This window comes from Acinetobacter sp. LipI_23, from assembly GCF_058243045.1.
In genome coordinates, this window is record NZ_JBZAYJ010000001.1 from 1941457 (window position 1) to 1956782 (window position 15326).

Sequence of the window (15326 nt, forward strand, 5' to 3'; positions counted from 1 at the left end):
GAATAATATTATTAAATTCTAAAACTCATTCATTAATTAAATCCAACTAAGAATTATTTTTTGAATTCTTAGTTGGATGGAATTGGAGTTCATTATGACTATCAATGACCATCAAGACGAAAACCCAATCAAGCATGATTGGCGTACAGATTATTCAAACCGCCCATATTACGGCGATATCCAAAGAGAACTTCCTGATGTGGATTATGACCGTGATCTTCGTTCAGCCTATGAACTAGGTCAGCATGCCCGTAATGAGCGTGGTACTGATGCACGATTTGAAGATTCCGAAAGTGATTTGAAAGTAAAATGGGAAGAACTAAAGGCTGAATCACGCTTAAAGTGGGAACAAGCCAAACATGCGATTAAAGATGCATGGGACAAAATGTAAGCCAATATAATGATAATGAGCCTTTTAGGCTCATTATCAGCACATCTAAATAATAATTAAATAGGTGTAAAATGGACTTTATAAAAATACTATTAGCTGATACTACATTTACTTTTGCAGCAGAAATTGTACTTCGTAGTGTCTTGATGTACTTCCTGATTATCTTAGTTTTAAGATTTTCTGGTAAACGTGGTGTTAGGCAACTTTCCATCTTTGAAATCGCAATTATTCTTAGTTTAGGATCTGCTGCTGGCGATGCTATGTTCTATGAAGAAGTTCCTATCATTCATGCTGTCATCGTTTTTGCAGTAATTATAGCTTTATATCGCTTAACAACTTACTTAATGATGAAATCCGATGCTTTTGAGACCGTATTGGAAGGTCGACCTATATACATCGTCAAAAATGGTTTACTGATTGTTGAGGATATTAAGCAAGAAAAGTATTCATATGATGAGTTCTTTGCTGAAATGCGCCAAAAGAAGATAGAGCATCTTGGACAAGTTAAAATGGCACTGCTTGAGACTGATGGCTGCCTAAGCGTGATCCCATATTCTAAAGAAAATATAAAATGGGGCCTTCCTCTATTTCCCGATGAATACCAAATCGCAGATCATCACAATGTAGATCACTTTTATTCTTGTATGTTGTGTGGTCAAACCCAACATTTAAATCATTTAAATGAAGAATGCCCACGCTGTCAAAATACCAAATGGGCTAAATCCTGTTTGTATTGCGAGGAATATCAAAATTAATAAGCTTTTGTTTTGACTTAGATTAATTCAATATTATTTAAAATGAAAAGTTTAAGCGAACAAAAAATACACATTTCTTTACCTTACTCAAAGAGTAAATACTTAAAGTTTATATGGGTATCTTTGATCCAAAAAAGAGTTTTCTTGCAAGTAACTCATATTCGATTGTAGATAACCTATTAAATTGTATAAGCACAAAATATCCGTCAACAAATAAGCCATTAACTTACGTGAAAATAAATACTTATTTTCATAAAACGTTATAAAGCAAATGTATAAGAGAATGTGATATGAAAGAACCAAATACACCAAAAATCGACCAACTTTCTGAGGAAGCATACGTGGATCCTATAGGTAAAACCCTTACCTCTTCTTTAGGTGTTCCCGTAGCTGATAATCAAAATAGTCTAAAAATTAATGAGAAAGGCCCTACTCTTCTCGAGGACTTTCTTCTAAGGGATAAACTTATTCATTTTGATCGTGAGCGTATTCCAGAACGTGTTGTACATGCTCGAGGGGTCGGTGCTCATGGTTACTTTCAAGCTTATGCAGGTAATGAAAAATGGACTAAAGCTAAGTTCCTAACGGACACAAATAATCGAACTCCTATCTTTGTCCGTATTTCTACAGTTCAAGGTGGGCGAGGTTCGGCTGATGTCGTTCGAGATGTACGAGGTTTTTCTATAAAATTTTATACTGAAGAAGGAAATTATGATTTGGTGGGGAATAATATCCCTGTCTTCTTCATTCAGGATGCTATTAAATTTCCGGACTTTGTTCATGCAGTAAAACCAGAAGATGCCAATGAAGTTCCAACTGGTCAATCTGCCCATGATACTTTCTGGGATTTTATTTCTTTAAACACCGAAGCATCACATATGACTACTTGGATAATGTCTGATAGAGCAATTCCAAGAAATCTACGCTCTATACAAGGTTTTGGTGTTCATACATTTAGATTGATTAATAAGAATAATGAAGCATTCTTAGTGAAATTCCATTGGACTCCAAAGCAAGGGGTAGCTCAAGTCGTCTGGGATGAAGCCCTAAAAATTAATGGCAAAGATCCCGATTTTCACAGACGTGATCTGTGGGATGCTATTGAGCGTGGCAATTACCCGGAATGGGAATTAGGCGCACAAATTTTCTCTGAAGAAGATGCAAAACAATGGGACTTTGATGTCTTAGATGCTACAAAATTAATCCCAGAAGAACTTGTACCTGTCACTCCACTAGGTAAATTTGTTTTAAACAAAAATACAGATGATTTTTTCGCAGAAACAGAACAAGTTGCTTTTAGTCCTGCAAATATTGTCTCAGGTATAGATTTTAGTAACGATCCCCTTTTACAGGGACGGCTATTTAGCTATACGGATACTCACTTACACAGACTAGGTACGGTAAATTTTAATCAAATTCCAATTAACAAACCCGTTTGTCCTTTTCATACGAATAGACGAGGTGGTTATGCTAATCACGAAGTTTATAAAGGAAAGGCAAATTATGAACCTAATTCTGTTGATGAAAATTGGCCAAGAGAATCACCTAATGACAGTGGTGCCTTTAAGACACATCCTGAAGAAGTACAAGGCAGCAAACTACGAGTTCGACCAGAAAGTTTCGCTGATCATTTCTCGCAAGCCACAATGCACTACCATAGTTTGGAAAATCATGAACAACAGCATATTAAGGATGCATATTCTTTTGAATTATCTAAGGTTAAATCGGAAGATATCCGCAGACGTGTAGTTTACGCTGTCTTAGCTAATATTGACTTGGACTTAGCTGAATATGTTGCGAAAGAGTTAGGTATTAAAACTCCCCCTAAACAGCAAGATAGTCTGCACCAACCCGTAATTGCATCTTCGAAAAGATTAAGTACCTCATCTTTTCCTGCATCTGATATTAAACAGCGAAAAATTGCCTTACTCGTTCATAACGGTGTAAATGCGTCATCAATAGATGATATTAAAATATGGGCTGAAGCAGAAAAAGCTATTGTGGAAACTTTAGCACCGAACGCAGCCCCTGTTAAATCTAGTGATGGCAATGAAATACCAGTAGATGGAAGACAAAATGGCGAGCCTTCAGTGACTTATGATGCCGTAATCGTGATTGATGGGAATAATTTAGAAGTATTTAAGGCTGATGGAGTTTCTAAACATTATGTATTAGAGACATATAAGCATCTCAAACCTATTGTTTTCCTCGGTGATAAATGCGCTTTAATAGATGAGTTTCAACTCACTAAGGATGCAGCTCTATTCTCTACTCAAAATTTTAAAGAGATCCAAGATCAATTCAAACAAGCTATTCAAAATCACCGTTTGTGGGATAGAGAAAAAGTTGTCGCAGCTATTCCAGCATGAATTTATTTGAGATTAAAAGTAGTGTAAGCATTTGATTTCAAAAAGCCCTTGTCGAGGGCTTTTTGATCTACTTCTGCTCTTTAAGCGGGTTCTCGGGCTCTTCATTAGGTTTTTTTTGGGGATCCGGATTCTGATAGGTTTTCTGATCACCCTTGTCATCGTTTGATTCTTTTTGAGGATTGGACTCTTGCGTTTGTTTATTAGTCATAGCGATTCCATCACCAGTATAGCTTATATAAATAAATATGACTTGTAGAGCTGAGTATCAATTATAGATATGTAAAACTCACTGTTTTTAGGTTTAATACTGCAAATTCTTATGTGAGCACTGCGTTGACGATACTAAATTGTTTTGAAATCATTTTATTCTTAGTTGGGTTATTATTTGAGCGATGATTACAAAGAATAAAAAGGGATAAGTCTATGTGCGCAAACTTTGAAGCGATCAGAAAGAATCGTGCGTTTCTATTGGATCTTCCTGAGCCTGATCAATTGGAATTCCCTGAAGATATTTTCCCTAATTATCCCTCTCCTTTGATCTTTTCCAATGACGGCAAGATCGAATGGCGATCGGTCAATTTTGGGATGATTCCTAAGTGGGCCAAAGAAAAAAGTTTCGGCAAGTACACATATAATGCCCGGACTGAAACGGTAGCCGAGAAGCCCAGTTTTAGGGAAGCTTGGCATAAGTCTCAGTTTGGCTTGATCCCTGTCGAAACCATCTTTGAACCCAAATACATTGATGGGAAATCTTATTGGTATGGCATTGCGCGTGAGGATGGTATGCCATTTACCGTGGCGGCCATATATGAGAATGCCGTAATCGATGGAGAGCAAATCAGATCGATGAGTATGCTCACCATTAATGCCGATAAACACCCTTTCATGAGGCAATTCCATAAACCAGATGATGAAAAGCGCTCGATCATCGTAATCCCTGATGAATACCGCGAAGAATGGCTGAATTGCAGCTTTAAAGAGGCGCATGAGTTCTTCTTTGAAATGCAGGATGAGTACATCACCTTCCCTAAATCCCGCTTATCTGAAAACGATGCTCAACCTAATTTAATTTGAAGGTGCATTGATTATCCACAGCTTTTAAATTTGAAATTTAATTTGCCACCGACTATCCTAAAAAAAGAGTTCAGTTCCAAACACGCCTCGTAGCGTAGGAGTCAAACATGTCAAAGAAACTACCGATCTATTTCTCGGATGACGTCTGGTCATTCCTTCAAACACTTATGGGCCCAGATGGTGCTCCAAGTCCTACAGTCAATGCTGTCTTTGAAAAAATACAAAAAGAGCATGAGCTAGGGTCTAAGTTTGATCTTAAAGAAATTTCAGTCAAAACCCGCCTCGAAATTCCTTCTGCACTTGAACGGTTTTCAGCTGGTCCTGCTTTTGGTACCAAAGACCATATCGACAAGTCGATCGACTTAAATGACTTCCTCATCTTCAATCCAATATCCACTTTTATGGGACGGGTTGATAGTGAGTCTATGCTTTATGCTGGCTTTGAAATCGATGATCCTTTTCTGGTCGATAAGAGCATTACAGCGCAGCATAGAGATATCGTTTTAGCCCTCATCGATGAGCGTGAAATAACACTTAAGCGGTTAATGATGACCGCTAAGATGTCAAAACAAGAAATCAAAGAAATGTTTGGGGATGAAGACTATGAACTTCCCCCTATTTGGCTGAGAGCTGAAAACCCAGCTTACGAACATATTATTCCTAAAGACAGCCAGTCTATCTCTATCCAAGGGGTTGTGACCTTCAACCTCAAGCAATTTTATAGACGCTCTACCAGCAAGTAAGAAGTATAAAAAATGAAAGCTGAAAATCGTATATTCGCGTTAGTGGACGTGAATAACTGCTACGTCAGTTGTGAGCGTATTTTTAATCCGTCCCTCAATAATCGTCCGGTCATTGTTCTCTCGAGTAATGATGGTTGTGCCGTGGCGCGCTCCCAAGAAGCCAAAGATATTGGCATTAAAATGGGTGTGCCGGTATTCCAGATTCAAGACATCATCAAGAAGCATAATGTTCAGGTGTTCTCCAGCAACTTTGCGCTGTATGGGGCTATGTCTCGTCGTTTTATGACTTTACTGGGGATGTATGTTGCACCAGGAGAGCAAGAGATTTATTCAGTTGATGAATGCTTCTTAGATCTCACCAGCTATGAGCACTTATTTGATTTAACCGACTATGCCCAAGAAATTCGCAAAACCGCTTGGCAGTGGCTCACTTTACCCTGCTGTGTGGGCATTGGACGTTCAAAAACAGAAGCAAAAATTGCCAATCATCTAGCCAAGAAGAATAAGTTTTTTAATGGGGTATGCAATCTGGTCGATATGGACCCATGTTCTACCGAAGCCATGCTTGCACAGATCGACGTTGGTGAGGTTTGGGGAGTTGGTCGCCAGAACTGTAAAAAGCTCAATGCGATGAATATCCGTACCGTTTTGGATTTGGTTCAAGCGCACCCGGCAGAAATTAAAAAGCAATTCAGCATTGTTATGGAAAAGACCGTACGCGAGCTGAATGGGATCTCATGTATCGATTTGGAGAGTGATGCACCTGCTAAAAAGCAAATCATCAGCAGCCAGTCTTATGGCCAACCGATTTATGACATTGAAAATATCAAATCCTCAGTGCGTCTATATGTGCAAAGGGCTGTCTCAAGACTTCGGGATGATATGTCCTTATGCAAGATGATTGGGGTATTCATTCAGACTGGTCGCTTTGATAAGGCTGAGAAATACACACCTTACGTGATTATGCAGCTACCCGAACATACTGATGATGTATTAGAGATTACCCGTATAGCCATGCAGGCCATTGATGAAATATTCAAACCCGGCTTTAAGTATAAAAAGGCAGGCATCATCCTGATGGAAATCATCCCGAAAGCGAAATTCTCCCCTGACCTATTTACCGATTATTCGCTACAGATTAAGCGAGCCAAGCTCTCAGACGCCTTAGATCACATCACCCACAAGTATGGCAAGAACACACTGTCCTTGGGTTTGTGCGGGCGCAAAGATGAGCACTGGCAAATGAATCAAGAACGCAAATCTCCTAACTATTTAACCGAATGGAATGAACTCTTTAGAGTGAGATAAGACTATGCATATATATAAACTTTCGAATGAGCAATTGGCGCAGATTCTAATCCCTAAACGTTTTGTGCCACCTACACCTGAAGAATACAAAGACAAAAATATGGTCTACGTCTTTGACAGCGAAGATAAGTTTGAACTGACTTATGATGAGCTAGTTGAGATTATTGGCAAGGCTAGACAGGCTGGACCTAGAATGATTCCAGTGTTGGGAACAGTAAACTAAAACAATCCGCAGGAATATGGGTTTTAGAGAAATTGAATAATTAACAAAGGTCAAAAATGAGAGATGAATTAAAAGAGATTTTTATTCGTGGGTGTAACGAGAAAATTGAGAAGCAGGGCGATAACGTAGGACTGTCCTTTTATGCTTTCTTCAAGAATAAGAATGATAACCCAGAACTATTGATGGAAGCTGCTCAATGGTGGATTATGCATCACAAACTAGACCATTTCGAGAAAGCAGTTAAAGTTAGGCAACTTGTTTTAGGTGATCCCTAATTATGACTATTGCATTGCACCAGCCGAAACTTGGTTGGTCGATGGATCGAGGAAGTTTGACTAGGGATTATTTTAGTTGGGAAGGGATGTTTATTGTCGTTAGCGATATTTTATAGTTAATGAATGCTAAGGATTTAAATCATTAGTTCTGTTGAATTATATGCGCGAAACGTGAATAATCACTAAAGATATGTTCTGGTTTATTAAGAACAAGAACAGCTAAAATCTTGATCTTCATACGAAATTTTTAATAGTTTCTTATAAAGCGTATTATGTTAGTTTTAAGAAATCTTAAAATTTCTAATATATGCTTTTATATGCTGAGAAAGATTAAAATACTTTAATTTCAAATACTTTAAGATACTAATATGTCACAAAAATTATTTTTAGACGCTTTAATCGGGCGCGATGATTTTGAAATTCAAGATCAAAATCTAATGTCTCAAGGACCTCATAAATCTACATTAGGATATAGTGATTTTGAGATTCCTGGATTTTTTTTCTCTTCATTAAGAAAACCAGATTTTCAAAGAGAAACAAATGAATGGGATGCTGAAAAAATTAAAGATTTAGTTGCTAGCTTCTTAGATGGTGATTTGATCCCTGCAATTATTCTTTGGAAATATGCAGATAGTTTCACATTTGTAATTGATGGTGCACATCGATTAAGTGCTATAGCGGCATGGGTTAATGATGATTATGGTGATGGTAAGATTTCTAGAAAGTTTTTTGATAATGCTATCCCTGAAGAACAAATTAAAGTTGCACAGAAAGCAAGAGATTTAATCAATAAAGAAATTGGTTCATTTAGCTCATTTAAAGAAGCTTTATATGATCAAGCTAGTGCACCTAAGAACATTCAAAGTAAGCTTAAGAACTTTGGTACTCGTGCTATTCAATTGCAATGGGTTGATGGGGACTCTAAAAAAGCTGAAGATAGCTTCTTTAAAATTAATCAAAAATCTACACCAATTAGTGATACTGAAATAAATATTCTAAAAACTCGAAGAAAACCTATTGGCTTATGTGCTAGAGCCATTTTAAGAGGTGGGCAAGGCTATGGTTATTGGGATAAATTTAAAGAGCAAGCACAAGAAATTAAAGAGCAAGCACAAGAAATCAATGAACTCATCTTTAATCCTGCACTAATGACCCCAATCAAAACTTTGGACCTTCCTCTAGGTGGTAAAAATCATGCAAGTAATTCTTTAAGCATGATCTTAGATCTATTAACGACATTAAAAGTGAACAGTAATGATGATGATACTGATGGAAATTTAACACTAAAGGCCTTAAAGGATATTAAAAAAACGCTTTATAGAGTGAATTCAAACCACCCTTCATCACTTGGCTTACATCCTGCTATTTATATTTACAGCTCTGTTGGAAATTTTCGAGTGAGTTCATTTAACTCTATTATTGCTTTCACTCAATATTTAACTGATAAAAAGAAACTCAATGTCTTCACAAAACATCGAGAAAACTTTGAAAAAATAATTTATTCATCAGAACACATCATTCAACAAATTGTTCGAAAAGCACGTCAAGCAAATAAAGCCATTCAACCACTTGTAGATTTCTACATCCATGTTTTAGATTCTTTAGAAAAGAATCTTTCAATTCAAGAAATTTTAGAAAAATTGCCTGAAAACCCTGATTTTTCATATATTATTCAAGATACTGTTTTTGATTCCAATCCTGATTTTGAAATAGGTAAGAGCTTTTCTAAGAATGTAAAAAGCGAAGTTTTTTTACGAGATGCGCTTCTAGGTGCTCCAAAATGTAAAATTTGCCATGGACTACTCCATCAAAAATCAATTTCTATTGATCACATAAAACGAAAAGAAGATGGTGGAAATGGAAGTATTGATAATGCTCAATTAACTCACCCATACTGTAATACAACTTATAAAAATTAAAAGGTAAGACTCGGTACTAATCTTAGTGCCTATCTAACTTATGCGAAAAAGCTCTCACACGAGAGCTTTTTTTTATTCACACACTGCACGCAAACAGTGACATGCACTTTTGTCGAAATCGAATGGGCTGTGCAGGCTGAAAGCAGGAGGCACAGTATTAAAACTTTGATCATGTGTATTAGTTCCGACCTAATCTGACAGTTACCGATATTTGGTTAAGACTGTCTAGGATCAGCTCAATCAGATTTCTCAAAGAGGGAATTTTAGCCCTATTTAACATAATGGGGCTATTGATTCTGCAGGCTATGCAGAAACAACAAAAAATGGGAGCTGATAGCTCCCATTTTTTATTTTTGTTCATGTTCTTTGTAGTACTGATGTGCTCTCTTAGAATTATGTTTCCAACTTTTAGCAACTTTATAAACGCAAGTCGGAAAATCATCCCAAACTTGAGGTAAGCCTGCACCACGTGCTACTCGAATTTTAAGCGAATAACTTTTGTATTCAATACGATGCAAAAAATAAAAGCTACGCTCTTGCTGAGTTCTAAATTTCTTAAATATAGAACTTCTGACATTAGGGTAAACCTTCCAAAGATAATCGTGTCGAGTACTTTGTATTGATTGCTTGTATTGATGTTTTAGTTTTTTCATTGTTCCTCCTAGGTAACATTACCTAGAAGGGATCCTCTGCGAAATAGTACATCGTCTTTAACCCTGTGAATTAAAATTTAGTATGTAAAAATATCACCAAGTAGTATGAAATAAACTACTACAAGGTAGTATAACTAAAATCAATGTATACAATATGTGAGACCATTATTTACTAAATACTGTCTTGTTTATTGGGCTCAGGAAAAATATGAGGAATTCAAAACATTCTTAGCATTAAATCCTGAAGCAGGAGATGTAGAGCCTAATACAGGTGACAGTCCAAAAATAGACCATATTTGTCTAGGAAAGTGGTGGCAGTCCAATTTTCATAATCACTCATCAACCTTTTGATCCATTGCGACAAATAGGCTGAAAGTAACTTTGCATAATCTTCAGGTGATAACTCATTTTTTATTGCTTTGTACTGGCTTATAATCGAATCTAAAAATATAACAGTTAAATTAGTTTTACCAATTCCAACTGTATAACACCCTTTCCGTTCAAGGGTATCTGAATCAAATCTTACGAAAATCTCATAATTATCACCAACAGCTATGCTTATTGCCCTTCTGCTTCTTCAAACACACCTTTTTTGTTCAAAAGCATATGTTTGATCGGCTGATCTGTTAACTGAGCAATATCCAATAGATCGCAAACCATCTGTTGTCCGAACTGTTCACGTCGAGCAGCTTCAACGATTTCCTGCATGTTTTGAAATTCTTCAAAGCTTAGAATAACAGCTTCGGGCGTATTGTTCCTGCAAACAAAAACAGGTTTATGGCTATCTTTGACACCTTGAACAATTTTACTCCAAGATTTGCGAACATCAGTCGCAGAAACTGTCGCACCATTAATAAAAGTTAATCCTTTCATATCTAAGACCTCATACTATATGGTAAGAATTGCATCATATTTGCCCTATAATTTGACCATATTTCAAGCATGCAATATCAATATTAACTATGTAATTTAATTCTTGATAGCCTACTTGGAACAGGAATGACAGGTAGGGTGCAAATTGGAATAGTTCTTAGGCTTACACAGGAATAGGCTATTTCGGCAAATCTGCTGAAAGTAACTTTTCATACTCCTCAAGTGATAACTGATCTCTGATCGCTTTGATGATCTTATCATCAACAACATTTGGTCCTAAATAGTACAAAGCAGAGATCGCCATGCCCACTTTTTGTAAAGGGTATTGGAGGAGCCGCTGATCATCCGTGTGATTCAGTACCACATCTACACCAGCCAGTTTGAATCGCCTTGAACGGCCATTTGTATGCAAGACATGATATAGAGGCACTTGAGTACTTAACCCTAAACGATTGGCACAATAGCCGCCATCATATTGAAACGTCTCACCAGTTAATCGGGTTATCGCGGCTAATACTTTGGAGAGATCAGGAGATAAAGCTCTCGGCGGATTAAAAAGATTTGAGCATTTAACTTTATAGTAAATATTAGGGATAACCTGACTGACCTCCCCTTGATCCAGATAAGGAGATAAAAAGCTTAATAGCTGCTTCTTAGAAAGAGCAACTCTGATATCTTGAACAGAAAACACTGAGTCGGCTGCTAAGTTTTTCAATTCAGCTTCTACTAAAAGTCTTTTAATATTGTCATCCATAGGCACAATCCGTCATCTTGATCTACTTATTTCAGACCAAACTTTTCTAATGCAGCTTCATTAAAATCCTCATTAAACATCTGCTTCACCCGATGCTCTCTTTTTAACGTTGCGAGAGTAGCGAAGAAACATGCCTCACATAAATGCAGTTCATACTGTTCTCCATCATGCTTCGACCCACTGCCCCAATTGGTAGACAGGACAGCATGGTTCAGTTTCGTGGATTCCATACAAACATCACATAAAACATCTGTGGGTTGTTCTAGGTCTTTATCTTGTTCTAAGTCTTTGTATTCTTTGCTTTCCACATTGGCCTCCTCATTGTTGATCCCTGTGATTATTTCAGAGACTGAACCAAAGCAATCAGGATCTCACCCTCTTGGCATTCACTGGGTGGAGGTAAACTCCGACCCTCTTCAAGATAGAAGTCTACACTGGTAAACAGCGCATCTTTGGCCATCTGTAGCGCATCCTCGAAATTGTCACCACAAGTCATTGCCTCGGGAATATCACGAAAAGAGACATTGTACGCTTGCCCTTCTTGTTCGAATTTTGCTGGATAAAACACTGGACGACATAACATGATCGAATTCCTTTAAATACTGATCGAACCATTCTTTCTTGTTTTAAAAGCCCCTACCTCAGCAGAGGCTTCTCTTGCTCACTAGTACACTCTTGTTATCTAAAGTAATAACCCCACGTATCGTCTTTTGAGTCTCCCCACCCTGTCCAGATCTGAGTGAGTTCTACATAGTGCTGATTGACGCTTTTGACCTTATATAAAAAGCTACGGGGTGGAGAGGTTTCATTGAGGCGTACTTTTTCGATTAAGATAAAGGTCTTGTCATCTAACCATCTGACTCTAAGATGTAGGGGATCCTGACATTGCCCCAGTTCTGCATACATCGCCGCATCTTTGCCATTTTTCGAGAAGGACAAGCCGGCACATTGAACCTCAGGGATGTCCATCACCAGACGTTTTCCAATAAGATTTTCTTTGGCGCCCGCACAGGCCAAGCTTGAAAGGCTGAGACATAAGCCCGCTAAAAATATTTTTTTCATGATGCTACTCTTTATTTAATCAGTTGAAGCGGTTTAAGACATACTGTCAATAAAGCCACACTGTAATATGTGCTGTGATGGATTCACGGGATGGTCATACAGACTGATATAGGCAATCATGTCGGTCAGATCAGAAGCATCCCGTTTATAGTGCTGGGTATAGATGTAAATCTGTTTAGGGCTGTAACGCTTTCCGTTTTGAAAGACCTCCCCGTTAAACACTTTTAAATGCGGATACTGTTGAAAGACCTGTTGGGTCTTAGTACGTTTCTCATTGTCATGTGCTGAGGCTTGATCCCACTGCTGTTTAAAGCGTTTAAATTGCTGCCCGCTATAGTGACTGAGCTGAATTTTTAAACCTTTCTCTAACTTTCGCTTGGTTTGGGCCATGTCATCATTGCGATAAATCGAGGTACTTGCCCCAGCCACACTGACCTGCATCAAAGCCTCAATCCGTTGAATCGGATTGCGTTGATCGTTGGGCAAATAGACCTCGATTTCAGGACAATCCTCACAGTAGTTTTCATCGTCTGGATCATCCACAACGGATGATTTTTGCTGGGTGTATTGCTGCTTAAATTGTTGTTGCAGCGTTGTTAGCTTAGAGGCTGCGGTATGCGTCCAATCTCCCGTAGCCAGTTGATTGCTAAACGACTGTTCTTGCTTGGCCCAATCCAAACAGTTTAAGCCCTGCGCTAAAGTCACTGGCTGCAAAGTCAATGCATTGGCGTTAGAAACGGGTTGAGCTACCGCTGTCTGTAATACCAGTAGTGAAGCACTGGCAAGTAAAAATGGCCTCAGCTTAAATCTCATTGGATGATTCTCCTGATAAGTGCTGTTCACTAGACTGATCATCAACTTTAAACCAGTAGGTATAGTCCTCAGCTTTTCCATCCACCAATACATTCTGCACATTAACGTCATAGATCACGTTGTATTCCATTGCGCTAAAATGGAATTGCAGATTATTGGCGACTAAACCATAGCTGATATTGTCATACTCGATGTTGCTGATCGTTTGGCTTTGCTGATTATCCCGTCTCGTCACGGTTAGTTTCGCCTGAGAAAAATCCACCGTATTGTTGGCATAGGCATTTTGTGGATTGACTAATATCGACAGGGATAAAGGTTCAGTTTTTGCAAAGAATTTCTTTGGATAGGCATGATACGGATAAGCAATCACCCCTTTCGGCATCGTGGTGCTTAAGGTTTGTGATGCATAGGGATAGACCACTTTCATGGCAGCGCCTAAGATGGTCGATACGCTTTTAGCCTCGGTATTGGAGACTTCGCCATAGGCGGTTTTAGTCAGAAAGGGACTCAAGATATGACGTCGATGTCCAATGCTGCTCGAGTTTTTTTCAATCAACCAATTGATCAGATGGGTATCAGCACCGTAGCTGGCTAAAGGTTGATAGGCTTGAACAAAGTTCAAGTTCGATGTTGAAGCCCCTTGATAGCCAATGTCACTAAAACAGCGCCACGTACGGTCCGGATAGTGTGAGGTCTTTTCATTCACCGCCAGTAACATAGAGGCTTGCATCATTTGGTCTTCATAGGCTTGGTCATAGCGAACTTTCGGCAGATTGTGTAAGGCACGGATCTCATTCAGGGTATTGATAAACAGCTGCCGCTCCGCCTCACTGGGTCTCCCTGCCTGACAAGCATTCAGATCTTTATGCTCCTCTGCTTGCGCCTCAATGACATCCACCACCATCGTGCTATGCACAGGCAGAAGCTGTGAGGTTCCCGCCTGTGTCAGTTTTAAAGTACATTTTCCCACATCCAGGGCTTTGAGCTCGCCTTGTTCGAAGTCACAAATACTCGGACTTTCACTGCTAAAACTGAGGGCCAGATCTTGATCCGTCTTTAGGTTCAACTGATAGGCCTGACCTTTGAGAAAGCGCTGGAGCTGTAAGGGTTCAAAGCGTTGTGCTGTCTTGTTTTTACAGATCCCTTCTTGGAGATATTGCGTTTCAGAACACGTGACAGGCTGAGGTGAAGTACCGCCATCGTTTGCTCCATCCGTTCCACCACTATTGGAACCAGTGCTTCCGCCTGAACCACCACCGCCACATCCGACCATGGCCATACTGATGACCAGCATCAAGGTGCTGTTTCTAATCGATGCTATCCCCGTTTTTGAATGTTTCATCATTTTATTCGCCCTCTTATTCTTGGTTTTTATTGGTAATGATCAGCCGACAGCAGTTGACGAATTTCACTGGCCATTTTTGGGCTACGCCAAGGAAACAACACTTTGAGGCAGTAATGCGGTTTGAATTGATCTCGTGTTCCAATATTGACTTGGTATTCTCTTTTGACTGGGCTGCGATGTTCGTGATGGTGGATATGCGTTCCCGTCATCGGATTGCTGGTGACTGTGCTGGTATAAGAGACTTTGTCTTCAACTAAGTTGAAGTGACCGACCGACGTAATATAGTCAAAGGGGTATTTCACTAAACGCTGTTCGGGTTCATCAAACAGGATGATGGTTTTATGCTGACTGTTAATCCAGACCCCACGATTGTGATAATTAAACTGTTCACCTTGACGGGTCAGTTGTTCCGTCATGCCTGCAAAATAGGTATTGCCATATTCATAGAAGTAATAGGTGATCACAAACCATAACAGCCAAATGCCAAAAAATAGAGAACCAAACCAGCCAAAGGAAAAGACTTTGGCCATAATTAAAAAGATGACGATCGGCGCCACGATGCACTTTATAAAAACTTTGGATTTTGGTGGGCGAGTTTCGATTGGAATGATTTTTGGTTGAGTGAATTCAGACATCATTGTTCCCCGCATGTTCAATGCAATTGACAATCACCAGGGGATATAAAAATAAGTATTTTTTATAGGCGTGATTGAGCCATCCACCTTAGAGATTGTTCGTATAAAAATGTTTTTTTAATACCGCTTAAAAA

19 protein-coding genes are annotated in these 15326 nt (G+C 38.7%); 9 read left to right on the top strand and 10 right to left on the bottom strand.

The window, feature by feature from the left end:
• Window positions 1-94 precede the first annotated feature (94 nt).
• The 3 genes from AC4CVD_RS09560 (at window position 95) to AC4CVD_RS09570 (ending at window position 3515) form a co-directional block, all read left to right on the top strand.
• Window positions 95-391: a hypothetical protein gene (locus AC4CVD_RS09560; RefSeq protein WP_004981674.1), complete on the top strand. Its 297-nt coding sequence runs from the start codon at window positions 95-97 to the stop codon at window positions 389-391.
• Window positions 392-462: 71 nt separating this feature from the next.
• Window positions 463-1146 (top strand): DUF421 domain-containing protein, encoded by a 684-nt coding sequence (locus tag AC4CVD_RS09565; RefSeq protein ID WP_114837526.1) that lies wholly within the window; start codon window positions 463-465, stop codon window positions 1144-1146.
• A 290-nt stretch (window positions 1147-1436) separates the two neighbouring features.
• The gene (locus tag AC4CVD_RS09570) at window positions 1437-3515 is read left to right on the top strand and encodes a catalase (protein WP_114837525.1); all 2079 of its coding nucleotides are present in this window, start codon (window positions 1437-1439) and stop codon (window positions 3513-3515) included.
• Window positions 3516-3582: 67 nt separating this feature from the next.
• Here AC4CVD_RS09570 and AC4CVD_RS09575 read toward each other — a convergent pair whose 3' ends face one another.
• Window positions 3583-3723 carry a hypothetical protein gene (locus tag AC4CVD_RS09575; protein WP_004981682.1) on the bottom strand — a complete coding sequence of 47 codons (141 nt, stop codon included), beginning with the start codon at window positions 3721-3723 and terminating at the stop codon, window positions 3583-3585.
• Window positions 3724-3938: 215 nt separating this feature from the next.
• On the opposite strand from AC4CVD_RS09575, the gene AC4CVD_RS09580 reads away from it, so the two are divergent.
• The 6 genes from AC4CVD_RS09580 to AC4CVD_RS09605 all read left to right on the top strand — a co-directional run bounded on the left by AC4CVD_RS09580 (window position 3939) and on the right by AC4CVD_RS09605 (window position 9057).
• Window positions 3939-4589, top strand: a complete 651-nt coding sequence (locus AC4CVD_RS09580) for an SOS response-associated peptidase (RefSeq protein ID WP_114837524.1) — start codon at window positions 3939-3941, stop codon at window positions 4587-4589.
• A 107-nt stretch (window positions 4590-4696) separates the two neighbouring features.
• Window positions 4697-5332 carry a LexA family protein gene (locus tag AC4CVD_RS09585; protein ID WP_049174675.1) on the top strand — a complete coding sequence of 212 codons (636 nt, stop codon included), beginning with the start codon at window positions 4697-4699 and terminating at the stop codon, window positions 5330-5332.
• 12 nt (window positions 5333-5344) lie between these two features.
• A complete protein-coding gene (locus AC4CVD_RS09590) occupies window positions 5345-6640 on the top strand; it encodes a Y-family DNA polymerase (protein ID WP_114837523.1) in 1296 nt (431 codons plus the stop codon).
• A 4-nt stretch (window positions 6641-6644) separates the two neighbouring features.
• Window positions 6645-6863, top strand: a complete 219-nt coding sequence (locus tag AC4CVD_RS09595) for a hypothetical protein (protein ID WP_114837522.1) — start codon at window positions 6645-6647, stop codon at window positions 6861-6863.
• A 56-nt stretch (window positions 6864-6919) separates the two neighbouring features.
• On the top strand, window positions 6920-7138 hold the full coding sequence (locus AC4CVD_RS09600) for a DUF6500 family protein (protein WP_490753000.1): 219 nt from the start codon (window positions 6920-6922) through the stop codon (window positions 7136-7138).
• 368 nt (window positions 7139-7506) lie between these two features.
• Entirely contained in the window at window positions 7507-9057 is a 1551-nt protein-coding gene (locus AC4CVD_RS09605) for an HNH endonuclease family protein (RefSeq protein ID WP_114837520.1), read from the top strand.
• Window positions 9058-9404: 347 nt separating this feature from the next.
• On the opposite strand, the gene AC4CVD_RS09610 is transcribed toward AC4CVD_RS09605, so the two are convergent.
• The 9 genes from AC4CVD_RS09610 to AC4CVD_RS09650 all read right to left on the bottom strand — a co-directional run bounded on the left by AC4CVD_RS09610 (window position 9405) and on the right by AC4CVD_RS09650 (window position 15192).
• Window positions 9405-9710 carry a hypothetical protein gene (locus AC4CVD_RS09610; protein WP_078424956.1) on the bottom strand — a complete coding sequence of 102 codons (306 nt, stop codon included), beginning with the start codon at window positions 9708-9710 and terminating at the stop codon, window positions 9405-9407.
• 558 nt (window positions 9711-10268) lie between these two features.
• A complete protein-coding gene (locus AC4CVD_RS09615) occupies window positions 10269-10583 on the bottom strand; it encodes a type II toxin-antitoxin system Phd/YefM family antitoxin (RefSeq protein WP_114837519.1) in 315 nt (104 codons plus the stop codon).
• Window positions 10584-10761: 178 nt separating this feature from the next.
• Window positions 10762-11337: a DUF6088 family protein gene (locus AC4CVD_RS09620; RefSeq protein WP_114837518.1), complete on the bottom strand. Its 576-nt coding sequence runs from the start codon at window positions 11335-11337 to the stop codon at window positions 10762-10764.
• 26 nt (window positions 11338-11363) lie between these two features.
• Window positions 11364-11645, bottom strand: coding sequence for a hypothetical protein (locus AC4CVD_RS09625; protein WP_171355086.1), 282 nt, complete (start codon window positions 11643-11645; stop codon window positions 11364-11366).
• A gap of 29 nt (window positions 11646-11674) precedes the next feature.
• The gene (locus AC4CVD_RS09630; protein ID WP_114837517.1) at window positions 11675-11920 is read right to left on the bottom strand and encodes a type II toxin-antitoxin system HicB family antitoxin; all 246 of its coding nucleotides are present in this window, start codon (window positions 11918-11920) and stop codon (window positions 11675-11677) included.
• A gap of 95 nt (window positions 11921-12015) precedes the next feature.
• The gene (locus tag AC4CVD_RS09635) at window positions 12016-12399 is read right to left on the bottom strand and encodes a hypothetical protein (RefSeq protein ID WP_114837516.1); all 384 of its coding nucleotides are present in this window, start codon (window positions 12397-12399) and stop codon (window positions 12016-12018) included.
• Window positions 12400-12432: 33 nt separating this feature from the next.
• Window positions 12433-13212 (bottom strand): hypothetical protein, encoded by a 780-nt coding sequence (locus AC4CVD_RS09640; protein ID WP_114837515.1) that lies wholly within the window; start codon window positions 13210-13212, stop codon window positions 12433-12435.
• The gene (locus tag AC4CVD_RS09645) at window positions 13202-14557 is read right to left on the bottom strand and encodes a CAP domain-containing protein (protein WP_114837514.1); all 1356 of its coding nucleotides are present in this window, start codon (window positions 14555-14557) and stop codon (window positions 13202-13204) included. Before AC4CVD_RS09645 ends, AC4CVD_RS09640 begins: the two co-directional genes overlap by 11 nt.
• Before the next feature lie 26 nt (window positions 14558-14583).
• Window positions 14584-15192 carry a hypothetical protein gene (locus tag AC4CVD_RS09650; RefSeq protein ID WP_114837527.1) on the bottom strand — a complete coding sequence of 203 codons (609 nt, stop codon included), beginning with the start codon at window positions 15190-15192 and terminating at the stop codon, window positions 14584-14586.
• Window positions 15193-15326 lie beyond the last annotated feature (134 nt).